Consider the following 22,377-nt stretch of genomic DNA (forward strand, 5'->3'; position numbering starts at 1 on the left):
GCCATGGATCTGAAGATTCTGGGAAAGCTGCAAAAGGATTGCAGCCAGAATCTGGAGTTGCTCAGCTACAGCGTTGGGCTGTCTTCCACCAGTTGCTACCGGCGTATCAGGCGCCTGGAGAGCGCAGGCATCATCAAGGCCAAGGTCGCGATACTGGACGAGCGCAAGCTTGGCATTCAGGTGACTGCCTTCTTTCTGGTGAAGCTGGACCGCGACAGCAACGACATTGACCGCAAGATGCAGCACATCCTGGCCAGCCACCCGGAGATTCAGGACTGTTACCTGATGACGGGCGAGTTCGATTTCGTGATGGTTGCCAAGTTTCGCGATGCCACCGAGTACACCGACTATATCTACCGGTTTCTCGACACTTACCGGGATATTCCGATTCGCACTTATTCCTCGACGCTGGTGGTGCGTACGGTGAAGAAATCGTATGAATTGCCGCTGGGAGGAGGGCTGCAGCAGGCTGTCGATGCCTGACAAAGCTAGCGCGGTACCTTGAACCGCTCGTGATACTCAGCATTTATTCAAAGGTAGATTGCTGCCGTAGTGTCGAAAGAGTACAGATGTGCTCCTTGATTGAGCAAAGGCTCAGTTTGAATGGACGCTTGTCGCTGCCAAGCCTGCGGCGACATTCCCTCGGCCTTCACGAATGTGCGGCAAAAGTGGGACTGATCGCAGAAACCGCACTCCAGTGCGATCTCAGCGAGCATCATTCCCGAGCCCCCCAGTAGTTCCTTGCTTTTGCGCAAGCGTTGTTCACGCATCCACTGCTGCGGGGGCACGTGCATGGTATCCCTGAACATTCGTGTGAAATGGCTACGCGACAGCGAGCAGGCTTGGGCGAGCTCCGTAACCGTTATGCCGGTGTCCAGGTTCTCCAGCATTAACCTCTTGGCAGTCGTGACCTGCCAGGGCTTGAGGAGCCCGGTCGTTTTCAGAGCGACAGTCGCCAGCACAGTGCAGTGATCGCTGTTCATACAAATCCATTAATCAATGAAGTGGGCACGCAAGTTTCGAGTGGGCAGGGCAGGCCACTGCAGCCTCGGGCGGGCTACAGACGATAACGCTCGATTCGATGGCCTGGCTCAGCCAGCCGGCGTACCCATCAGCGGGTCAATGAACAGCCCCTGGATGCAGGGGCTGGCAATGGTCAGACAGCGGCAGCAACCGGGGCCAGGGTTGGGCCGTGCTGAACGCGCTCTGGTGCTTTGTGCACCATGGTGTAGGCATAGTCGACACCCATGCCGTAGGCGCCGGAGTGTTCTTTCACCAGTGCCATGACGGCATCGTAGGTGTCGCGGTTTTTCCAGTCGCGTTGCCACTCCAGCAGCACCTGTTGCCAGGTCACCGGAACCACGCCTGCCTGAATCATGCGCTGCATGGCGTAATCGTGGGCTTCCTTGGTGGTGCCACCGGAGGCGTCGGCAACCATGTAGATTTCATAGCCGGCATCGTTCATCGCCGACAGCGCGAAGGTGGTGTTGCACACCTCCGTCCACAGGCCGGAAACGATGATCTTGTTGCGCCCGTTTTTCTTCAGCGCGTCACGCACCTTCTGGTCATCCCAGGAGTTCATGGAGGTTCGCTCCAGCAGCGGAGCGTCGGGGAAGACGGCGAGCAGCTCGGGGTAGGTGTGCCCAGAGAAGCTTTCAGTCTCGACCGTCGTGATGGTGGTGGGCACATTGAAAATCCTGGCTGCCTTGGCCAGGCCCACGGTGTTGTTCTTCAGCGTCTGGCGGTCGATGCTCTGGACGCCGAAGGCCATCTGTGGCTGCTGATCGATGAAGATCAGCTGGCTGTTGAACGGGGTCAGTACTTCAGTTTTCGGATTGTTCATTTGTGTTCCCTGTCAGCTGGATGATGGTCATCGCACAAGTCACGGCGCCTGCTTTTCGCAGGCTGTGCTGAGGCACTGGATGACGTCCTCAGTGATGCCCGTTGCTTGAGTCCGAGCACAAGATAGCCAATCGCAGAGCGAAGCGGTGGCGCACTTTTGCGCTCTCAAAGGCGCACTAATGCGCCCTTCGTTTGTTCATCCTGTTGCTAGTATTCGCACGCAAACGCGGATCTACCTGATCCGGTTTACGCCAGGAGAAAGCGATGGCAGCTTCACAACCACTCAATAAACAAACCGCCTATTGGGGCGTTCCGTGGGAGAATTCCTACGGGTATCCGCAGGCACGGCGGGTAGGGGACGAGATCTACGTATCGGGCCAGTTCAATCATGACGAAGAAGGGAACCTGGTCGCGCCAGCACCCTTGGATCGTGACGGCAGGCCCTGTGATTTCTCTTCGATGGGGGATCAGATGCGCGCCGCCTACGACAATATTGCCAAGCTGCTCGCGCTATACGGGGCGACGCTTGAAGATGTCGTGGAAGAGACGCTCTACGTACTGGACATGGACGCGGCCTTTGCCGTGGTCGGCAAGGTGCGCAAGGCCGCCTACGGCACGGAACGGCCTCAATGCGCCAGCAACATCATCGGCGTATCGAGGCTTGCCCAGCGCCCACAGCTGATCGAAATCGCCTGCAAAGCGGTACTTGGCTCACACGCTGAGTGACCCGCACTCCCGGTTTCGCTCTACGTGACCGGGAGTACCAGTTGGCCCTCGATCAACGGCTTCTGGTTGGCAACGGCAGCTGCACAGAACGTCATGAATGCTTTGACCCGCCACGATTTGCGGATGTCCTGGTGCGTCAGCAGCCACAGCTCATCCTGCAGCTCCGGCACCACCGGGCCGACGCGTTCTAGCCCAGGCGTGATATCACCCAACATGCAGGGCAAAAAACCCACCCCCAGGCCTGCCGCGATTGCAGCACTTGCCGCCGCAACCGAATCGGTGCGGTACGAGATGCACTCGGCTGCGACCCTGTCTTCGACATAGCTCGTTGCCTTGAGCCCGCGTAGCGCTGCGGAATAGGAAACCCATGCCTGGCCTTCAGTGAACAGAGGAGTAGGCGATGTGTGGTTGCTGCTGCCGTAGGGAGCCCAGGCGATTGTGGCCAGTTTGCGGCCCACCAGGCTTTCGGCGGGTTTCCTGGTCGCCCGAACCGCTATATCCGATTCGTCTCGCGCAAGGCTCAGTGATTCGTTGCCCACCAGCACCTCAATCGTGATGCCTTCATTGAGGGCCTTGAAGTCCGCGATGATGGGGGTGAGGAAGTAAAGAAGCAGTGAGTCGCTGGTGGTGATACGAAGCTTTCCGAGTGGCCCCTGGCCGGCACGTGAGACACGCCGCGTCACGCTGACAATGTCCAGCTCCACGCGCTCGGCGAGGGCACGTAATTCCGCGCCCTCGATGGTGAGCAGATAGCCTGATTTGCGGTGATCGAACAAGGCTACGCCAAGTGTTTTTTCAACCTGGGAGACCCTGCGGGAGACGGTGGACACGTTGATGCCGAGCTTCTTGGCTGTGGCAGCGCGATTGCCACACTCACTGAGCGTTTTGATGATCCGCAGGTCGTCCCAGGAGAGCTGGTTGGCAGCCTCGCCCACGTTCCATTTCACGTCCTTGGGGGCAACTGGGGTAATTGGGACATTTCCAGGTAACGACTTCACGAAATCCGTTCCAGATCAGATTGCAACGATCATACGAGAAGGGGCTGCGTGAACCAAGTATCAGCATGAAGGCGAAGGAGGGGGCTTCGGTCGTCCCTTCATGCACACTCAACACTTGTCGGCGTTATCCTGTCTGTTGAGCCGAGAGTCTTTGGGGAATTACTCATGCGCAAGTTGACACTGTTGTTGGCGATCGCTGCATTTGCGGGTTGCCAGGCGCCGATGCCAACTGCCAACCCACAGATGGCTTGGGTCGATCTCTCGACGCCATTCCCGAATGACCGTGTGCTGTTGGCCGAACGCCAGGATAAACAACGCCTGCGTGATGGGCGCTTCTTTGAGGTCAACCCCGGCAGTCATGAATTGGTCGTCAGGTTCGACTACGAGGTAAATGGTGGCGGTGGCATCAGCCTGATGGGAGGTACCACGGTAAGGCAATGCTACCTGACCATCGACTACGAGCATTTCAAGGCTGGGCAGCGCTACGTGCTCGAGGCCCGCTCCATGGCCATGACGCCAGAGGCGAGACTTTATGATGCGAAGGGAGAGATTGTGGCAGAGGTTACGGAGTTCTATTGCCTGATGTGATGGTGAATCGTTCATAGTTCATTGATTACAACTAGCCTCGAAAAATCAGATTTTTTCGCTTTCTTGTAGGGCATTTCCCAAAGATACTGTTGCCGCCTATTTTCCGTTGCGGGTGCTCTGGCACGGCTCTAGTCTGGGCCTGTCGCTGCTCATCAGTGACACGGCTTTGACAGGCCGTAACGGTTTAAGCATTCGGCTTTCCCTTTATGGTGGCTGTGCGTGGGGCACGCTTGCGTGCGCCGGAACTTGCTTATTCCGCCGGTCTGTCAACCTACGTACAGCTGCCACCCTTCTGTTTGACAGCAGTCAGGTGGCGCACTCATAAAGGTAATAAGCAATTGACTACTGACGAATCGAACGAGAAAACCACCGTTGGCAAGACCACGTTCTACCAAGGTGAAAACCAGACCCATCCGTTGTTTCGCATCGAAGCCGGCATTCCTTGCAAGAGCGCTCGGGAGCAGTCTTCGGAATTGATGGGGTACGTGCGGGAACTGACGATTGTCGGGTTGATGGATGAAAAGCCGATGATGATCTGGGCTGCGCATTACCTGAGCGCATTGGCCAAGGCGCTTATGGACGATGCCGAACTGGGTATGATGCGCTGAGTTCACTCCACCCGTGGCGGTACGCGAAACGCGGCCGCCTTCACATCAGTGTATGTCTTACGTCCGCCCCGGATGTAGGCATACGCTCAAACGGCGATGAGCTTCCGGTTCGGATCTTGCTGCATGAAGAGCAGGATGTCGAAGACCCGTCCAGGCTCGAATTGAAGGGCAGGGTGATCGCTCTTCAAAACGGCTTCAGTCAATAGCTCCTTGTTTTGCTCCCAGCATCCCAGCATCCCAGCATCCCAGCGCTGCCAAGAGCCTCGATCTCTCGATCGAACAGACTTCCCGGATTGCTTAGCGACCCTGGATAATGGAGGGGAATCACAAGGGCTATGCCATGCTGACCATCTCTAATAACGTGCATCTGCCAGATGCCGACATCGAACTGACATACATCCGCGCGCAAGGCGCAGGTGGGCAGAATGTCAACAAGGTGTCCAGCGCCGTGCACCTGCGCTTCGACATTCGCGCCTCGTCGCTGCCCGAGTATTACAAGGAGCGGCTGTTGGCGCTGCGTGACAGTCGCATTACCAGCGACGGCGTGTTGATCATCAAGGCACAACAATACCGCACACAGGAGCAGAACCGCGCTGACGCACTGGCGCGTCTTGCCGAGTTGATCATCACTGCCGGCAAGATCGAGAAGAAACGCCGTCCCACCAAGCCGACCCTCGGCTCGAAGACCCGTCGCCTCGAAGGAAAAGCCAGGCGCAGCACTGTCAAGGCGGGTCGGGGCAAGGTGGAGTTCTAAGTTCTGCACAAAATGCGATGTCTCAAGCCAGTGAGACCCTGGCGGCGTGGTTTTGCGAGCTTGTGGAAGCGTGGGGCTTGATAGACGAATGGGGACAGAATACGGACGGGCACTTCCAAATACGTCATTTAACATAATACTCATTATGCGCTAGTCTATATTTGGTCACCAGACCACGAGTGAGGCACTTTGGGACCAGGTGTGACGCTCTGCTAATTTTGACCATGATCGAATGACGAGAAGATTCAGGGATTTTCCTTTTGAATCAGCCGGTTAGGCTATGGGGTTAACGAAAAATCCGCTCAGAATTATGAGAGATATTTTGATCATTGACAGCTATGGTCGCCAGAAATGGCCCGATTACTACGCAGAAACTCAATTTTGGTGAGTGTCGACGCCTGCAGCTAGAAATGATCAATCCTTCTCGCTGTGTCAGGAAAATATGATCGGATCTTAAAAGTGATTATCGCCCGGTTGTGACGCTCTGCTAATTTTGACCATGAGTGATTATCGCCCGGTGAGGGTCGCGCTATAAAAGTCATTCAGTGATATTTTCACCAAATCAGTCGCTTGCGAGCGTTCAGATAGTGTTTAGCCCAGTGTGACGCTCTGCTAATTTTGACCATGATCGAATGACGAGAAGATTCAGGGATTTTCCTTTTGAATCAGCCGGTTAGGCTATGGGGTTAACGAAAAATCCGCTCAGAATTATGAGAGATATTTTGATCATTGACAGCTATGGTCGCCAGAAATGGCCCGATTACTACGCAGAAACTCAATTTTGGTGAGTGTCGACGCCTGCAGCTAGAAATGATCAATCCTTCTCGCTGTGTCAGGAAAATATGATCGGATCTTAAAAGTGATTATCGCCCGGTTGTGACGCTCTGCTAATTTTGACCATGAGTGATTATCGCCCGGTGAGGGTCGCGCTATAAAAGTCATTCAGTGATATTTTCACCAAATCAGTCGCTTGCGAGCGTTCAGATAGTGTTTAGCCCAGACCAGTCAAAACTGCACTGATCCGCTTATATTTGAGGCTAGCGATGCGTGTCAACATAGAAACAACCATGTTGGGGTGTTCGGTACTGGCGTCGTGAACATGCTACGTCTGGTGGGCAATCCGTGGGCGCACGACGACTACGAGCAGCCTGTCAGGGGTGCCGGTTAGGGTGATGAACCGTTAGCATTTCTATGCATTAAAATTATCAAGTGTACCTCAGCCTTATCGCATCACACTGGTCTGTGGCTTGCTCGCCTCCGCATGGTGCTCAGTGACAAAGCCAAGCAATTTACTCAACTAAATAATCATTTAGCGTAGTTATAAATAACCCGCCTCTGCACCCAATCCTCAAACAAGCCCGCCAAAACGCCTGTAAAAGCCTTCATTCACATCCGGCAAAGGCCCATCAGCCGTCTCCAGCGCTGCGTTCAGCCATTCTTCCGCCTTGGCAAACACCAGCCGATAGAGGTTACGGCACAACTGTCGCGCGGCCCTTCCCTCCCAATCCCCAGGCAGCAGCTCGTCCGGCAGTTGCGGGTCGCGCAGCAGCAGCCGGCGGTATTCGTGAATCAGCAGCGTACGCGCCAGGAAGCAATCCTGCGCATCAAGTTGTTGCTGCTCTTTCAAACCTTGCCATAGCGGCCTGAACAGCTGGATGAACTCGCTGTACTGCTGCCCCAGTTCGTCGATACGCCAGCTTTCCCGCACCTGGGCACGCATGGCCTTGGATGCCAGCACTTCCTGGGTGTGGGTTTCGAAGACGATGCTGTCGTCGCTCGCCTCCAGGTCACGCAAGGTGGCGGCCAGGTCGGCGCGGTCTGCCCGTGGGCAGCCCAGCAGGTTCGGCGCCATGGTCCCGAAGCCCTGCCACTCCAATTCTTCACGCAAAGCCTTGCGCTTGCCGGCCTCCAGTTGCGAGAGCAAAACCAGTGTCCAGGCACCGTCCCAGGCTGGCTGGCTGGGGCTGTAGACCCGCTTGAAGGCCTTCTCGAAACGCCGGCGGCCGGTACCTGTCAGGCTGTAGTAGCTGCGGCGGCCAACCTTTTCGGCAGTGAGCCAGCCTTCCTTGGTAAGGCGGAAGATCGATGTGCGGATCAGGCGCTCGTTGATGCCGATCGGCTCCAGCAGGTTGATCAGGCTACCCAGCCAGACGGTTCCGCCGTGGGGCTCGATGGCGTCGCCGTACAAAGTGATGATCAGGGAACTGGCGCGGATCGGCGTCTGTTCCTGGAAGCGGGTGATCAGGTTGTTCAGTGGGGCGAGATTGCTCATGGGCGAACTGTGCGCGGTTAAAGCACCGACTATACCTGCGCGGCGGGCCGCCTGACCATTGCGTGACGCTGCCAGGCTCATGCCGATGCCTGGCCTTTGGGCCTGACGCCAGTGTCTTCCATGCGTGGGCGCTCGGGCTCGACCTCGGTCAGTGGTGGGCATTCGACCATGCTGTTCATGCAGCGTTGCGCCAGGTGCTGATACTCCGCCGTGCCACGTTGCTTCCAGGCCAGTTCCTGTTCGGTCAGTGGGCGCTTGACCTGAGCTGGCGAGCCCATCACCAGGCTTTGTGCCGCACATTCGAAACCCGCCTTGACGAATGCCGTGGCCGCGACGATGCAGCGCGGTGCCACATGGGCACCATCCATGACCACCGCGTTCATGCCGATCAGGGCGTCTTCGCCCACGCGACAGCCGTGCAGCACGGCGCCATGCCCGACATGCCCGTTGCGTTCGACCACCGTATCGCCACCCGGGAAACCATGCATCACGCAGGTGTCCTGCAGGTTGGCACCCTCCTCCAGCACGATACGGCCGAAATCCCCCCTTAGTGACGCCAGTGGGCCGACGTAGCAACGAGGGCCGACGATGACATCACCAATCAGCACGGCGCTGGGGTGCACGTAGGCTGTCGGATGAACCACGGGCGTCAGGCCGTCCAGTCGATAGCAAGGCATGGCAAAGCTCCTGAAATGATTTCAAATGCGCCTTGATCTTGTATCACAATCTTGTGGTGCGTCAATCGCCATGGTCGTGTATCACTTTTGCTGGGGTCATTGAGCTCCATTAAATTCAGCGTTAATCGTTAATTATAAGGTGATGAAGCGATTCAACATCATAAAACCCTTTGCTGAGGCAGGTGTCACTCCCACAAAAAGAGATACATGAAACAATTTTGGATGTTGCATTATTGTATCGCATAATGCATATACTGGTTCCACCTGGACGTGATCCCCGCATCACGCCTCTGCAAACAATTCCAAGAAATGCCGGCCCCACGATGTGCCGTGCGTGCAGCCAGAGGAACCCGACATGCCGCGATATCTCGATGTGCCGGCGCCTGAACACGGCGTCCAGCTCATTACCCTGCAACGGCCCGAGGCGCTCAACGCCCTGTGCACCGAGCTACTGGCAGAGCTGGCCGCTGCGCTGGAAGCGGCCGGGCAAGACGAACAGATCCGCGCGGTGGTGCTCACCGGCAGCCGCAAGGCATTCGCCGCAGGCGCCGATATCCGCGAGATGGCCGAGCGCGACCTGGTCGGCATCCTCAACGACCCCCGGGTGGCCCACTGGCAAAGCATCGCCGCCTTCGCCAAGCCACTGATCGCCGCCGTCAACGGCTACGCCCTGGGTGGCGGCTGCGAACTGGTGATGTGTGCCGACATCGTCATCGCCGGCAGCGACGCCCGTTTCGGCCAGCCGGAAATCAACCTCGGCATCATCCCCGGCGCCGGTGGCACCCAGCGCCTGCTACGGGCAGTAGGCAAGCCGCTGGCCATGCAAATGGTCCTGACAGGCGAAGCCATCACCGCCCGTCATGCCTTGCAGGCCGGATTGGTCAGCGAAATCACCCAGCCGGAACTCACCGTAGAACGCGCCCTGCACATCGCCCGCAGCATCGCCGCCAAGGCCCCGCTGGCAGTGCGCCTGGCCAAGGAAGCGTTGCTCAAGGCCGGCGATACCGACCTGGCCAGCGGCCTGCGCTTCGAACGCCATGCCTTCACCTTGCTGGCCGGCACCGCCGACCGCGACGAAGGTATCCGTGCCTTCCAGGAAAAACGCCAGGCCCGCTTCCAGGGCCGCTGATCATCTTTCCCTCGACTGACGGAGCGAGTCTGTCATGACTTTCCAGCACATCCTGTTTTCCATCGAGGACGGCGTCGCCCTCCTCTCGTTGAATCGCCCCGAGCAGCTGAACAGCTTCAATACCGCCATGCACCTGGAAGTGCGCGAGGCGCTCAAGCAAGTACGCCAGAGCAGCGAAGCCCGGGTGTTGTTGCTGACTGCCGAAGGCCGGGGTTTCTGCGCCGGCCAGGACCTGTCCGATCGCAACGTCGCCCCGGGCGCCGAGATGCCGGACCTGGGCGAATCGATCGACAAGTTCTACAACCCGCTGGTGCGCACCCTGCGCGACCTGCCGCTGCCGGTGATCTGTGCGGTGAACGGCGTGGCAGCCGGCGCCGGTGCCAACATCCCGCTGGCCTGCGACCTGGTGCTGGCGGCGCGCTCGGCCAGCTTCATCCAGGCCTTCTGCAAGATCGGCCTGGTACCCGACTCCGGCGGCACCTGGCTGCTGCCGCGCCTGGTCGGCATGGCACGGGCCAAGGCTCTGGCCATGCTGGGCGAGCGCCTGGGCGCTGAACAGGCCCAGCAATGGGGGCTGATCCACCGCGTGGTGGACGATGCCGCGCTGCGCGACGAAGCCCTCACCCTCGCCCGCCAGCTCGCCACCCAGCCCACTTACGGCCTGGCCCTGATCAAGCGCAGCCTGAACGCCAGTTTCGACAACGGTTTCGATGAACAGCTGGAGCTGGAGCGCGACCTGCAGCGCCTGGCCGGGCGCAGCGAGGACTATCGCGAAGGCGTGAGTGCCTTCATGAACAAGCGCACGCCGGCATTCAAGGGGCGTTGATCATGAGCGCACTCGCAAGCATTGCCAAAGTGGCGGTGATCGGTGCAGGCGCCATGGGCGCAGGCATCGCCCAGGTTGCGGCCCAGGCCGGCCACCCTGTAAAGCTCTACGACAACCGCCCGGGCGCTGCCGCCCAGGCGGTGGCCGGCATAGACCGGCAACTTGCCCGCCTGGTGGAAAAAGGCAAGATGCAGGCTACCGAACGGGAAGCCATAAGCGCCCGGCTGTGCCCGGTAGACGCCCTCGAAGCCCTGGCCGATGCTCGCCTGGTGATCGAGGCCATTGTCGAGAACCTGCAGGTCAAGCAGGCGCTGTTCAGCCAGCTGGAAGCCTTGTGCGCCACCGACTGCATCCTCGCCAGCAACACTTCGTCGCTGTCCATCACCAGCCTCGCCGCCGGGCTGCAACGCCCGCACCAGGTGGTTGGCATGCACTTCTTCAACCCGGCGCCGCTGATGGCCCTGGTCGAAGTGGTCTCGGGCCTGGCCACCGCCCCGGCTGTTGCCGCGTGCATTCATGCCACCGCCCAGGCCTGGGGCAAGCAGCCGGTGCACACGCGCTCCACGCCGGGCTTCATCGTCAACCGCGTGGCGCGGCCGTTCTACGCCGAAAGCCTGCGCCTGCTGCAGGAAGGCGCAGCCGATTGCGCCAGCCTCGATGCGCTGCTGCGTGATGCCGGTGGTTTCCGCATGGGCGCATTCGAACTCACCGACCTGATCGGCCACGATGTCAATTACGCCGTTACCTGTTCGGTCTTCGATGCGTTCTATGGCGACTTCCGCTTCCAGCCTTCGCTGGTGCAAAAAGAACTGGTGGACGCGGGCCGCCTCGGGCGCAAGACCGGCCAAGGCTTCTATAGCTATGCCGAAGGCGCCGAACGCCCGCAGCCAGCCGAACTGCATAGCCCCGCCATAGTCGATGCCTGCGTCGTCGAAGGCGACCTGGGGGTGATGCAGCCTCTGGCCGAACGCCTGCGCCAAAGCGGCGTCGCCGTGACCCAACGCGCCGGCAGCGGTCTGATCCAGGTGGGCGATGCCACCCTGGCGCTGTCCGATGGCCGCCTGGCCAGCCAGCGCGCCCGGGAAGACGGCCTGCGCAACCTGGTACTGGTCGACCTGGCCCTGGACTACACCACCGCCACCCGCCTCGCCATCAGCTGGTCGGCCGACACCAGCGACAACGCTCGCGACCAGGCGGTGGCCTTGCTGCGGCGTGCCGGTCTGAAGGTAACGGCGGTCGCCGACCTGCCCGGCCTGGTGGTGCTGCGTACCGTGGCGATGCTCGCCAACGAGGCCGCCGATGCCGTGCTGCAAGGTGTCGGCAGCGCCGCCGACATCGATCTGGCCATGCGCGCCGGCGTCAACTACCCCTGCGGCCCGCTGGCCTGGGCCGCGAACCTCGGCATCCCCCACACCCTGCGCGTGCTCGACAACCTGCAGCGCAGCTACGGCGAGAGCCGCTACCGCCCTTCCCTGCTGTTACGCCGCTGCGAAGCCAAAGGAGGCACCCTGCATGACTGAAGTCGAACTGGCACAAGCCTGTGCCCAGGCCATGTACGCCCGCGACCAGGCCACCCAGGGCCTGGGCATCCGCTTGCTGGAAGCCGGCCCTGGCCAGGCATGCCTGCGCATGCCGGTACGCGCCGACATGATCCAGGGGCATGGCACCTGCCATGGCGGCTTCCTGTTCGCCCTGGCCGACTCGGCATTTGCCTTCGCCTGCAACAGTCACGACCAGGCCACCGTCGCCCTGGGCTGCAGCATCGACTATCTGGCCCCGGCGCTGCGCGATGACGTGCTTACCGCTCGCGCCAGCGAGGTCAGCCGCAAGGGCCGCACCGGCCTGTACCACGTCCGCATCGAGAACCAGCGCGGTGAGCTGGTGGCGATGTTCCATGGCAAATCCTACAAAGTGCGCGGCACCGTGCTGGCGCAGGAGACGCAAGATGACTGAACACACTCAAGCCGATGCCTTGATCATCGACGCCGTGCGCACTCCCATCGGCCGATATGCCGGCGCCTTGAGCGGCGTGCGCGCCGATGACCTGGCTGCCATCCCGCTCAAGGCCCTGATCCAGCGCCACCCCGAACTGGACTGGAAAGCCATCGACGACGTCATCCTCGGCTGCGCTAACCAGGCTGGCGAGGACAACCGCAACGTCGCGCACATGGCCAGCTTGCTGGCCGGGCTGCCGATCGAAGTGCCGGGCACCACCATCAACCGCCTGTGTGGCTCCGGCCTGGACGCCATCGGCAATGCGGCCCGCGCCCTGCGCTGCGGCGAAGCCGGGCTGATGCTGGCCGGCGGCGTGGAGTCGATGTCACGCGCGCCGTTCGTCATGGGCAAGTCGGAGCAGGCGTTCGGCCGTGCGGCCGAACTGTTCGACACCACCATCGGCTGGCGTTTCGTCAACCCGCTGATGAAGGCGGCCTTCGGCACCGACTCGATGCCGGAAACGGCCGAGAACGTTGCGCAGCAGTTTGGTATTTCCCGCGCCGACCAGGACGCCTTTGCCCTGCGTAGCCAGCACAAGGCCGCCGCTGCACAGGCACGCGGGCGCCTGGCACGGGAAATCGTGCCGGTCGAGATCCCGCAGCGCAAAGGCCCGGCCAAAGTGGTCGAGCACGACGAACATCCCCGCGGCGACACCACCCTGGAGCAACTGGCCAGGCTGGGTACCCCGTTCCGTGACGGCGGCAGCGTCACCGCCGGCAATGCCTCCGGGGTCAACGATGGTGCCTGCGCCCTGCTGCTCGCCAGCAGCGCCGCCGCCCGCCGCCATGGCCTGAAGGCTCGCGGCCGCATCGTCGGCATGGCGGTGGCCGGGGTCGAACCACGGCTGATGGGCATCGGCCCGGTACCGGCGACCCGCAAGGTACTGGAGCTTACCGGGTTGTCGCTGGCAGACATGGACGTCATCGAGCTCAACGAGGCCTTTGCCGCCCAGGGCCTCGCGGTACTGCGCGAGCTCGGCCTGGCCGACGACGACGCGCGGGTCAACCGCAACGGCGGTGCCATCGCCCTGGGCCACCCGTTGGGCATGAGCGGTGCACGCCTGGTCACCACCGCGTTGCACGAGCTGGAAGAAACCGCCGGACGCTACGCCCTGTGCACCATGTGCATCGGCGTTGGCCAAGGCATCGCGATGGTCATCGAACGCCTCTGAGCGGCTCAGACCATCGGCTTGTTACCGAACCGAACGCAGCCGTATATGCTGCTTCCATGACACTCACCACGCGGCCTGCAACCGGTACCGCGCGGCGTACAAGAACAATTCGAGTGAAGCCATGAACATGTACCATGATGCCGATCGTGCCCTGCTGGACCCGATGGAAACCGCCAGTGTCGACGCCCTGCGCCAGCACCAGCTGGAGCGCCTGCGCTGGAGCCTGCAGCACGCCTACGACAACGTACCGCTGTACCGCCAGCGCTTTGCCGAGTGCGGCGCTCACCCCGACGACCTCAAGTGCCTGGAAGACCTGGCGAAGTTCCCCTTCACCGGCAAGAACGACCTGCGCGACAACTACCCCTACGGCATGTTCGCCGTGCCCCAGCAAGAGGTGGTGCGCCTGCACGCCTCCAGTGGCACCACCGGCAAGCCGACGGTGGTGGGCTACACCCAGAACGACATCGACACCTGGGCCAATGTGGTCGCCCGCTCGATCCGTGCCGCGGGTGGGCGCAAGGGGGACAAGGTGCATGTCTCCTACGGCTACGGCCTGTTCACCGGCGGGCTTGGCGCGCATTACGGTGCCGAGCGCCTGGGCTGCACGGTGATCCCCATGTCCGGTGGCCAGACCGAGAAGCAGGTGCAGCTGATTCGCGACTTCCAGCCCGACATCATCATGGTCACCCCCTCCTACATGCTCAACCTGGCCGACGAGATCGAGCGCCAGGGCATCGACCCGCAAGACCTCAAGCTGCGCCTGGGCATATTCGGCGCCGAGCCGTGGACCGACGAGCTGCGCCGCTCGATCGAGCAAAGGCTGGGCATCGATGCCCTCGACATTTATGGCCTGTCGGAAATCATGGGACCTGGTGTGGCGATGGAGTGCCTCGAAACCAAGGATGGCCCGACCATCTGGGAGGACCATTTCTACCCCGAGATCATCGACCCGGTCACCGGTGCGGTGCTACCGGACGGCCAACTGGGCGAACTGGTGTTCACCTCGCTGAGCAAGGAAGCGCTGCCCATGGTGCGCTACCGCACCCGCGACCTCACTCGCCTGCTGCCCGGTACCGCCAGGCCCATGCGGCGGATTGGCAAGATCACCGGCCGCAGCGATGACATGCTGATCATTCGCGGGGTCAACGTGTTCCCGACCCAGATCGAGGAACAGGTGCTAAAAATAAAACAGCTTTCCGAGCTTTATGAGATTCATCTGTATCGCAATGGCAACCTCGACAGTGTCGAGGTGCATGTGGAACTGCGTGCGGAGTGCCAGCACCTTGATGAAGGCCAGCGCAAGCTGTTGACCGGGGAGTTGACCAAGCAGATCAAGACCTATATCGGCATCAGCACCCAGGTGCGCCTGCAGCCCTGCGGCACGCTCAAGCGTTCCGAGGGCAAGGCCTGCCACGTGTTCGACAAACGGTTGGCCAGCTGATTCATTCGGCTGCCTTTTCGGCCCCGGCATCGTCCGGGGCTTTTTTTTGCCTGGGAGATTGCTGGGGGCGCTTTGCGCCCCTTTCGCCGGCAAGCCAGCTCCCACAGGGGCAGCGTCCATCTCCAGGGCAACCGCTCTCCTGTGGGAGCTGGCTTGCCGGCGAAAGGGCTGCACAGCAGCCCTCTTGGCCCGCAAAGTGATACACAAATCTTATTCGATACACATAAAACTGTTTGACGTTATGTTTTGTATCGCTTACAAATGACTCATGCCTTAGCAGGAGTCGGAACACATGTACGCACAGCTAGTGGAAACCGGAGTCAAGCGCGTCAAGTCGCTGGAAGAGATGTCGCCCGAGGAGCGCAACTTCCAGGAAAAGATCGACGCCGAAATCAAGATCGAAGCCAAGAACTGGATGCCCGAGGCCTACCGCCAGACCCTGATCCGGCAGATCTCCCAGCACGCCCACTCGGAAATCGTCGGCATGCTGCCCGAAGGCAACTGGGTCACCCGTGCCCCCAGCCTCAAGCGCAAGCTGCAGCTGATGGCCAAGATCCAGGACGAAGCCGGCCACGGCCTGTACCTGTACAGCGCCATGGAAACCCTGGGCGCCGACCGTGACGAAGAAATCGCCAAGCTGCACAGCGGCAAGGCCAAGTACTCGAGCATCTTCAACTACCCCACCCTCAGCTGGGCCGATATGGGCGCAGTGGGCTGGCTGGTGGACGGCGCCGCCATCGTCAACCAGGTGGTGCTGCAGCGCACCTCCTACGGCCCGTATTCGCGCGCGATGATCCGCATCTGCAAGGAAGAGAGCTTCCACCAGCGCCAAGGCTACGAAATCCTTCTGACCATGATGCGTCACGGTACCCAGGCCCAGCGCGACATGGTCCAGGACGCGATCAACCGCCTGTGGTGGCCGGCACTGATGATGTTCGGCCCCAGCGACGAGCACTCCCCCAACAGCGCCCAGTCCATGGCCTGGAAGATCAAGCGCCAGACCAACGATGAACTGCGCCAGCGCTTCATCGACCAGACCGTGCCGCAGCTCGAGCTGCTCGGCTGCACCGCCCCCGACCCCGAGCTGAAGTGGAATGCCGAGCGCGGTCACTACGACTTCGGCGAAATCCAGTGGGACGAGTTCTACGAAGTGATCAAGGGCAATGGCCCGTGCAACCAGGAACGTGTCGCCACCCGGCGCAAGGCCATCGAGGACGGCGCCTGGGTACGCGAGGCCGCCGTGGCCTACGCGCGCAAGCAACAGAACAAGAACGCCGCCTGAGCGGCGATTGATGCGGAGATCGAAAATGTCTGTCTGGACCCTCTACGAAGTGTTCGTGCGCAGCAAGCACGGCCTTAACCACAAGCATGTCGGCAGCGTGCACGCCGCCGATGCCGCCATGGCCATCGAAAACGCCCGCGAGCTGTACACCCGCCGCAGCGAAGGCGTCAGCCTGTGGGTGGTGCCCTCGGCACTGATCACCGCCTCTTCCCCGGACGAGAAAGACCCGCTGTTCGCCCCTGCGGACGACAAGGTCTACCGCCATGCCAGCTTCTACGAACTGCCCGACGAAGTCGGACACATGTGAGGTTGGCCATGCACAACGAAACCCTTGTCCCTTACCTGCTGCTGCTCGGCGACAGTGCCCTGGTGCAGGGCCAGCGCCTCTGCGAATGGTGTGGCCGCGCCCCGGCCATCGAAGAAGAACTGGCCCTGATGAACGTCGGCCTCGACCTGGTAGGCCAGGCGCGCAACTGGCTGGAATACGCCGCCGAGCTGCTCGATGATGGCCGTGACGCCGACGCCCTGGCCTTCCGCCGTGACGAGCGCGCCTATCGCAACCTGTTGCTGGTCGAGCAGCCCAACGGCGATTTCGCCGTGACCATGACCAAGCAGTTCTTCTATGACGCCTGGCATTTCGCCGTGCTTCAGGGTCTGGTCGGCTCGAACGACGAGCGTATCGCCGGTATCGCCGCCAAGGCCCTGAAGGAAGTCACCTACCACCTGCGCCGCTCCAGCGAGTGGGTGCAACGCCTGGGCGGTGGCACCGAAGAAAGCCGCCAACGCATGCTCGCGGCCATCCCGGCACTGTGGCGCTTCACCGTCGAACTGGCCGCCGGTAGCGACAATGAAGTGCACCTGGCGCAAGCGGGTATCGCCGCCGACCCCGCTGCCGTCGGCGCGGCCTGGCTCAAGCAGGTTGGCGAGACCTTCGCTTCGGTCGAACTGCCGTTGCCCAAGGCCGCCAGCCACTTCTACCTGGACGGCCGCAAAGGCCTGCACACCGAGCACCTGGGCCTGCTGCTGGCCGAGATGCAGTTCCTGCCAAGGGCGTACCCCGATGCAACCTGGTGAGCTGATTGCCGGCGACCGTGGCGCCCGCGCGCCACGCGGCGATGACCTGGCCCGGGCCTGGGCGGTACTGGCCGAGGTCATGGACCCGGAAGTGCCCGTGGTCAGCGTGGTCGACCTGGGCATCGTGCGCGACCTCGGCTGGCGCGCCGGGCACCTGCACCTGGTCGTCACGCCGACCTACTCCGGCTGCCCTGCCACCGAGGTGATCGAAGGGGATATCCGCCAGGCGCTGGAGCAGGCCGGCTTCCCCGCGCCGCTGCTCGAGCGCCGGCTGACCCCGGCCTGGAGCACCGACTGGATCAGCGAACTGGGCCGCGAGCGCCTGCGCGCCTACGGCATCGCCCCGCCACAGGGCAGCGCCAGCAAACGCAGCCTGCTCGGCGAGGCGCCGCAGGTGTGCTGCCCGCAGTGCGGAAGCGCCCATACCGAATTGCTCAGCCAGTTCGGCTCCACGGCTTGCAAGGCGCTTTACCGCTGCCGCGAGTGCCTGGAGCCGTTCGACTATTTCAAATGCATTTGAGCCGTGGAGAACGCCATGAGCCAGTTTCACAGCCTGACCATCAAACAAGTGCGCAACGAGACCCGCGATGCGGTGTCGATTGCCTTCGACGTGCCCGAGCACCTGCAGGCGCAGTTCCGTTTCACCCAGGGCCAGTACCTGGTCATGCGCACCCAACTGGATAACGAAGAAGTCCGCCGTTCCTATTCCATCTGCAGCGCCGTGCAGGATGGCGAACTGCGTGTGGCGGTGAAGCGCGTGCCAGGCGGGCGCTTCTCGGCATTTGCCAACGACGTGCTCAAGGCAGGCCAGCAACTGGAAGTGATGCCGCCGTCGGGCAGCTTCTTCGTGCCACTGGAACCGGCCCGCCAGGGCAACTACCTGGGCGTGGCTGCCGGCAGCGGCATCACGCCGATCCTGTCGATCATCGCCACTACCCTGGCCAGCGAGCCGCACAGCCGCTTCACCCTGCTGTACGGCAACCGCTCCAGCTCTGGCGCACTGTTCCGCGACAAGCTGGAAGACCTGAAGAACCGTTACCTCGACCGCCTGAACCTGATTTTCGTGTTCAGCCGCGAGCAGCAGGATGTCGACCTGTACAACGGCCGCATCGATGCCGACAAGTGCGGCCAGTTGTTCTCGCGCTGGATGGACGTTGCCAATCTGGACGCTGCGTTCATCTGCGGCCCACAGGCGATGACCGAGACGGTGCGCGACAGCCTGCAGGCCAATGGCCTGGCCAAGGACCGTATCCATTTCGAGCTGTTCGCAGCCGCCGGCAGCGAAGCCCGTCGTGAAGCCCGCGAGGCGGCGCGCCAAGTGGACTCGGCGCTCAGCCACATCACCGTGATCAGCGACGGCCGCGCCCTTACCTTCGACCTGCCACGCAACACCCAGAACGTGCTGGACGCCGGCAACGCCATCGGCGCCGAGCTGCCGTACTCGTGCAAGGCCGGCGTGTGCTCGACCTGCAAGTGCCGGGTAATCGAGGGCGAAGTGGAGATGGACAGCAACCATGCCCTGGAGGATTACGAAGTGGCGGCCGGGTATGTGCTGTCGTGCCAGACCTACCCGGTGAGCGACAAGGTGGTGCTCGATTTCGACCAGCTGTAGGCCCAAGCCCCTCTCGGACTGACGCGGTCTCTGTAGGAGCGGCCTTGTGTCGCGAAAGGGTCGCAACGCGGCCCCAGGATCCTGGCCCTGATCATGGATTGCCGGGGCTGCTGCGCAGCCCTTTCGCGACACAAGGCCGCTCCTACAAAGGCCGCACCAACAGCATTGCAATGCAACACCCGCGTGACCTCAACAAAACAATTACAACACCCAGAGATCGCAACCCATGACACCCGAACGCATCGAAAGCATCGCCAACCACCCCGACTTCCAGCACCTGGTGCAGCGCAAACGCCGCCTCAACGGCAGCCTGACCCTGGCCATGCTGGTGATCTACTACGGCTTCGTCCTGCTGGTGGCGTTTTCCCCCAGCACCCTCGGCCAGTCCCTCAGCGGTGGCGTGACCACCGTTGGCATGCTGGTGGGCGTGCTGATGGTACTGCTGTCCTTCGCCTTGACCGGCATCTACGTGCACCGCGCCAACAACGTGCTCGACCCGCTCAACGACAAGGTCAAGCAGGAGTGCGCACAATGAACTGGACCGCCATCTCGATGTTCATGGTGTTCGTCTGCTTCACCCTGCTGGTCACCCGCTGGGCTGCCATGCGCACCCGCTCGGCCAGCGATTTCTACACCGCCGGCGGGGGCCTGACCGGCATGCAGAATGGCCTGGCGATCGCCGGCGACATGATCAGCGCCGCGTCGTTCCTGGGCATTTCGGCAATGATGTTCATGAACGGCTACGACGGCCTGCTGTATGCCCTGGGCGTACTGGCCGGCTGGCCGATCATCCTGTTCCTGATCGCCGAACGCCTGCGCAACCTGGGCAAGTACACCTTCGCCGACGTGGTCAGCTACCGCCTGGCACAAACCCCGGTGCGCCTGACCTCGGCCTTCGGCACCCTGGTGGTGGCGCTGATGTACCTGGTGGCGCAGATGGTCGGTGCCGGCAAGCTGATCGAACTGCTGTTCGGCATCAGCTATCTGTACGCGGTGATGCTGGTCGGTGTGCTGATGGTCGCCTACGTCACCTTCGGCGGCATGCTCGCCACCACCTGGGTGCAGATCATCAAGGCAGTGATGCTGCTTTCGGGCACCAGCTTCATGGCCTTCATGGTGCTCAAGCATTTCGGCTTCAGCACCGAAGCGATGTTCGCCAGCGCCGTGGCCGTGCATGCCAAGGGCCAGGCGATCATGGCCCCGGGCGGCTTGCTGTCCAACCCGGTGGACGCCATTTCCCTGGGCCTGGGCATGATGTTCGGTACCGCCGGCCTGCCGCATATCCTGATGCGCTTCTTCACCGTCAGCGATGCCAAGGAAGCGCGCAAGAGCGTGTTCTATGCCACCGGGTTCATCGGTTACTTCTACCTGCTGCTGATCGTTATCGGCTTTGGTGCGATCGTCATGGTCGGCACCGAACCGTCCTACCGTGATGCCACCGGCGCCATTATCGGCGGCGGCAACATGGTCGCCGTGCACCTGGCCCAGGCCGTGGGTGGCAATCTGTTCCTCGGTTTCATCTCCGCCGTGGCCTTCGCCACCATCCTGGCGGTGGTCGCCGGCCTGGCGCTGTCCGGTGCATCGGCCGTTTCCCACGACCTGTATGCCTGCGTGGTGCGCCAGGGCAAGGCCAGCGAGCAGGAGGAAATGCGCGTGTCGCGTATCGCCACCCTGCTGATCGGCCTGCTGGCGGTCATCCTTGGCCTGATGTTCGAGTCGCAGAACATCGCCTTCCTCTCCGGCCTGGTGCTGGCGGTGGCCGCCTCGGTCAACTTCCCGGTGCTGCTGCTTTCGATGTTCTGGAAAGGCCTGACCACCCGCGGCGCGGTGTGCGGCAGCATGGCCGGCCTGGTTTCGGCGGTGCTGCTGGTGGTGCTGGGCCCGGCGGTGTGGGTCAACGTGCTGCATCACGAAAAGGCGCTGTTCCCCTACAGCAACCCGGCGCTGTTCTCCATGAGCCTGGCCTTCCTCGGCGCCTGGGTGTTCTCGGTCACTGACAGCTCCGAACGCGCCAGCCAGGAACGTGGCCGCTACCTGGCCCAGTTCATCCGTTCCATGACCGGAATCGGCGCCGCCGGCGCCAGCAAGCACTGACTCTCAGGGAAGAACAACCATGTCGGGTAAAACAACAACAATGAACCGCACGCACTTCATTTCGGCCGCCTGGCTGGCGACCCTCGCCCTGCCGATGCCGGCGATGGCAGACTTCCTCGGCGACAGCCACGCCCGGTTGGAGCTGCGCAACCATTACCTCAACCGCGATTTCCGCCAAAGCAATGCACCACAGGCCAAGGCCGAGGAATGGGGCCAGGGCTTTACCGCCAAGCTGGAGTCGGGCTTCACCGAAGGCCCGGTCGGCTTTGGTGTCGACGCCATGGGCCAACTGGGCATCAAGCTCGACTCCAGCCGCGACCGGCGCAATACCGGCCTGCTGCCTTTCGGCCCGAACAGCCATGAACCGGTCGACGACTACAGCGAACTGGGCCTGACCGGCAAGGTGCGGGTGGCCAAGAGCACCCTGCGCCTGGGGACCTTGCAACCGATCCTGCCGGTGGTGGTGTACAACGACACCCGCCTGCTGGCCTCCACCTTCCAGGGGGGCCTGCTCACCAGCCAGGACTTGGCCGGCCTGACCTTCAACGCCGGCCGCCTGACCAAGGCCAACCTGCGTGATTCCTCGGGCCGCGACGACATAGGCTACGGCGCCGCCAGCAGCGACCACCTGGACTTCGGCGGCGGCAGCTACGCCATCACCCCGCAAACCAGCGTCAGCTACTACTACGCCAAGCTCGAAGACATCTACCGCCAGCAGTTCGTCGGCCTGATCGATACCCGCCCGCTGGGCGAAGGCCTGAGCCTGCGCACCGACCTGCGCTACTTCGACAGCCGCAACGACGGCGCCGAGCGTGCCGGCAACATCGACAACCGCAACTTCAACGCCATGTTCACCCTCGGCGTACGGGCCCACAAGTTCACCGCCGCCTGGCAGCAGATGTCCGGCGACAGTGCCTTCCCGTTCGTGAACGGCGGCGACCCGTTCACCGTCAACCTGGTCACCTACAACACCTTCACCCGCGCCGGGCTGGACTCGTGGCAGGTGCGCTACGACTACGACTTCGTCGCCATGGGCATCCCCGGCCTGAGCTTCATGACCCGCTACACCGATGGCCGCCACGCCGAAACCGCCACTGTCAGCAACGGCCGTGAGCGTGAGCGCGACACCGACATCACCTATGTCATCCAGAGCGGCCCGTTCAAGGACGTCAGCCTGCGCTGGCGCAACGTCACCTTCCGTTCCGGCAATGGCCTGACCAACGCCGTGGACGAAAACCGCCTGATCATCGGCTACACCGTGGCGCTGTGGTAACAGCGCCCCCTCTAC

Annotated in this window: 23 protein-coding genes and 1 pseudogene; 19 read left to right on the forward strand and 5 right to left on the reverse strand. The window is 61.9% G+C overall.

Features of this window, described 5'->3' with window-relative positions; translation table 11 throughout:
- Positions 1-3 precede the first annotated feature (3 nt).
- A complete protein-coding gene (locus GEV38_RS14225; protein ID WP_173895866.1) occupies positions 4-483 on the forward strand; it encodes an Lrp/AsnC family transcriptional regulator in 480 nt (159 codons plus the stop codon).
- A gap of 47 nt (positions 484-530) precedes the next feature.
- Here the strand turns inward: GEV38_RS14225 and GEV38_RS14230 are convergent, their stop codons facing one another.
- Both GEV38_RS14230 and GEV38_RS14235 read right to left on the reverse strand, forming a co-directional pair.
- On the reverse strand, positions 531-983 hold the full coding sequence (locus GEV38_RS14230; RefSeq protein WP_054573578.1) for a helix-turn-helix domain-containing protein: 453 nt from the start codon (positions 981-983) through the stop codon (positions 531-533).
- Between the two features lie 173 nt (positions 984-1,156).
- Positions 1,157-1,843 (reverse strand): hydrolase, encoded by a 687-nt coding sequence (locus GEV38_RS14235; protein ID WP_013972601.1) that lies wholly within the window; start codon positions 1,841-1,843, stop codon positions 1,157-1,159.
- A 263-nt stretch (positions 1,844-2,106) separates the two neighbouring features.
- Here GEV38_RS14235 and GEV38_RS14240 point away from each other — a divergent pair, with 263 nt between their 5' ends.
- Positions 2,107-2,568 (forward strand): Rid family hydrolase, encoded by a 462-nt coding sequence (locus tag GEV38_RS14240; protein ID WP_015270292.1) that lies wholly within the window; start codon positions 2,107-2,109, stop codon positions 2,566-2,568.
- Between the two features lie 20 nt (positions 2,569-2,588).
- Here the strand turns inward: GEV38_RS14240 and GEV38_RS14245 are convergent, their stop codons facing one another.
- Positions 2,589-3,515, reverse strand: coding sequence for a LysR family transcriptional regulator (locus tag GEV38_RS14245; RefSeq protein WP_054573576.1), 927 nt, complete (start codon positions 3,513-3,515; stop codon positions 2,589-2,591).
- Positions 3,516-3,731: 216 nt separating this feature from the next.
- On the opposite strand from GEV38_RS14245, the gene GEV38_RS14250 reads away from it, so the two are divergent.
- The 3 genes from GEV38_RS14250 to arfB all read left to right on the forward strand — a co-directional run bounded on the left by GEV38_RS14250 (position 3,732) and on the right by arfB (position 5,516).
- Positions 3,732-4,154 carry a hypothetical protein gene (locus GEV38_RS14250; protein ID WP_054573575.1) on the forward strand — a complete coding sequence of 141 codons (423 nt, stop codon included), beginning with the start codon at positions 3,732-3,734 and terminating at the stop codon, positions 4,152-4,154.
- A gap of 338 nt (positions 4,155-4,492) precedes the next feature.
- Complete coding sequence (locus GEV38_RS14255; RefSeq protein WP_025339172.1) at positions 4,493-4,762, forward strand: DUF3077 domain-containing protein; 270 nt, start codon at positions 4,493-4,495, stop codon at positions 4,760-4,762.
- A 340-nt stretch (positions 4,763-5,102) separates the two neighbouring features.
- Positions 5,103-5,516, forward strand: coding sequence for an alternative ribosome rescue aminoacyl-tRNA hydrolase ArfB (gene arfB / locus GEV38_RS14260; RefSeq protein WP_054573581.1), 414 nt, complete (start codon positions 5,103-5,105; stop codon positions 5,514-5,516).
- A 1,348-nt stretch (positions 5,517-6,864) separates the two neighbouring features.
- Here the strand turns inward: arfB and paaX are convergent.
- Both paaX and paaY read right to left on the reverse strand, forming a co-directional pair.
- A complete protein-coding gene (gene paaX / locus GEV38_RS14265; protein ID WP_015270318.1) occupies positions 6,865-7,788 on the reverse strand; it encodes a phenylacetic acid degradation operon negative regulatory protein PaaX in 924 nt (307 codons plus the stop codon).
- Positions 7,789-7,865: 77 nt separating this feature from the next.
- Entirely contained in the window at positions 7,866-8,465 is a 600-nt protein-coding gene (gene paaY, locus GEV38_RS14270) for a phenylacetic acid degradation protein PaaY (protein WP_038409635.1), read from the reverse strand.
- 355 nt (positions 8,466-8,820) lie between these two features.
- Here paaY and paaF point away from each other — a divergent pair, with 355 nt between their 5' ends.
- The 14 genes and pseudogenes from paaF to GEV38_RS14340 all read left to right on the forward strand — a co-directional run bounded on the left by paaF (position 8,821) and on the right by GEV38_RS14340 (position 22,362).
- A complete protein-coding gene (paaF, locus tag GEV38_RS14275; protein WP_054573573.1) occupies positions 8,821-9,594 on the forward strand; it encodes a 2,3-dehydroadipyl-CoA hydratase PaaF in 774 nt (257 codons plus the stop codon).
- Between the two features lie 34 nt (positions 9,595-9,628).
- Positions 9,629-10,420, forward strand: coding sequence for a 2-(1,2-epoxy-1,2-dihydrophenyl)acetyl-CoA isomerase PaaG (gene paaG / locus GEV38_RS14280; protein ID WP_015270321.1), 792 nt, complete (start codon positions 9,629-9,631; stop codon positions 10,418-10,420).
- A 2-nt stretch (positions 10,421-10,422) separates the two neighbouring features.
- On the forward strand, positions 10,423-11,940 hold the full coding sequence (paaH, locus tag GEV38_RS14285; RefSeq protein ID WP_054573572.1) for a 3-hydroxyacyl-CoA dehydrogenase PaaH: 1,518 nt from the start codon (positions 10,423-10,425) through the stop codon (positions 11,938-11,940).
- Positions 11,933-12,373 carry a hydroxyphenylacetyl-CoA thioesterase PaaI gene (paaI, locus tag GEV38_RS14290; RefSeq protein ID WP_054573571.1) on the forward strand — a complete coding sequence of 147 codons (441 nt, stop codon included), beginning with the start codon at positions 11,933-11,935 and terminating at the stop codon, positions 12,371-12,373. Before paaH ends, paaI begins: the two co-directional genes overlap by 8 nt.
- The gene (gene pcaF / locus GEV38_RS14295; RefSeq protein WP_054573570.1) at positions 12,366-13,586 is read left to right on the forward strand and encodes a 3-oxoadipyl-CoA thiolase; all 1,221 of its coding nucleotides are present in this window, start codon (positions 12,366-12,368) and stop codon (positions 13,584-13,586) included. Before paaI ends, pcaF begins: the two co-directional genes overlap by 8 nt.
- A 121-nt stretch (positions 13,587-13,707) precedes the next feature.
- Positions 13,708-15,027, forward strand: coding sequence for a phenylacetate--CoA ligase PaaK (gene paaK, locus GEV38_RS14300; RefSeq protein WP_054573569.1), 1,320 nt, complete (start codon positions 13,708-13,710; stop codon positions 15,025-15,027).
- A gap of 292 nt (positions 15,028-15,319) precedes the next feature.
- Positions 15,320-16,309 carry a 1,2-phenylacetyl-CoA epoxidase subunit PaaA gene (paaA, locus tag GEV38_RS14305; protein ID WP_015270325.1) on the forward strand — a complete coding sequence of 330 codons (990 nt, stop codon included), beginning with the start codon at positions 15,320-15,322 and terminating at the stop codon, positions 16,307-16,309.
- 25 nt (positions 16,310-16,334) lie between these two features.
- A complete protein-coding gene (paaB, locus tag GEV38_RS14310; protein ID WP_013972614.1) occupies positions 16,335-16,616 on the forward strand; it encodes a 1,2-phenylacetyl-CoA epoxidase subunit PaaB in 282 nt (93 codons plus the stop codon).
- A gap of 8 nt (positions 16,617-16,624) precedes the next feature.
- The gene (paaC, locus tag GEV38_RS14315; protein WP_054573568.1) at positions 16,625-17,383 is read left to right on the forward strand and encodes a 1,2-phenylacetyl-CoA epoxidase subunit PaaC; all 759 of its coding nucleotides are present in this window, start codon (positions 16,625-16,627) and stop codon (positions 17,381-17,383) included.
- On the forward strand, positions 17,370-17,903 hold the full coding sequence (gene paaD / locus GEV38_RS14320; RefSeq protein WP_054573567.1) for a 1,2-phenylacetyl-CoA epoxidase subunit PaaD: 534 nt from the start codon (positions 17,370-17,372) through the stop codon (positions 17,901-17,903). The genes paaC and paaD overlap by 14 nt, the downstream gene beginning before the upstream one ends.
- A 15-nt stretch (positions 17,904-17,918) precedes the next feature.
- Positions 17,919-18,995: a 1,2-phenylacetyl-CoA epoxidase subunit PaaE gene (paaE, locus tag GEV38_RS14325; RefSeq protein WP_054573566.1), complete on the forward strand. Its 1,077-nt coding sequence runs from the start codon at positions 17,919-17,921 to the stop codon at positions 18,993-18,995.
- Between the two features lie 226 nt (positions 18,996-19,221).
- The gene (locus GEV38_RS14330) at positions 19,222-19,530 is read left to right on the forward strand and encodes a DUF485 domain-containing protein (RefSeq protein ID WP_004376242.1); all 309 of its coding nucleotides are present in this window, start codon (positions 19,222-19,224) and stop codon (positions 19,528-19,530) included.
- Positions 19,521-21,089 (forward strand): annotated as a pseudogene (locus GEV38_RS14335) (cation acetate symporter); the annotation flags it as partial. The gene GEV38_RS14330 and the pseudogene GEV38_RS14335, both read left to right, overlap by 10 nt.
- A gap of 40 nt (positions 21,090-21,129) precedes the next feature.
- The gene (locus tag GEV38_RS14340; protein WP_015270330.1) at positions 21,130-22,362 is read left to right on the forward strand and encodes an OprD family porin; all 1,233 of its coding nucleotides are present in this window, start codon (positions 21,130-21,132) and stop codon (positions 22,360-22,362) included.
- Positions 22,363-22,377: the final 15 nt, after the last annotated feature.

It is taken from the genome of Pseudomonas sp. 13159349 (assembly GCF_013305685.1).
GTDB lineage: Bacteria > Pseudomonadota > Gammaproteobacteria > Pseudomonadales > Pseudomonadaceae > Aquipseudomonas > Aquipseudomonas asiatica.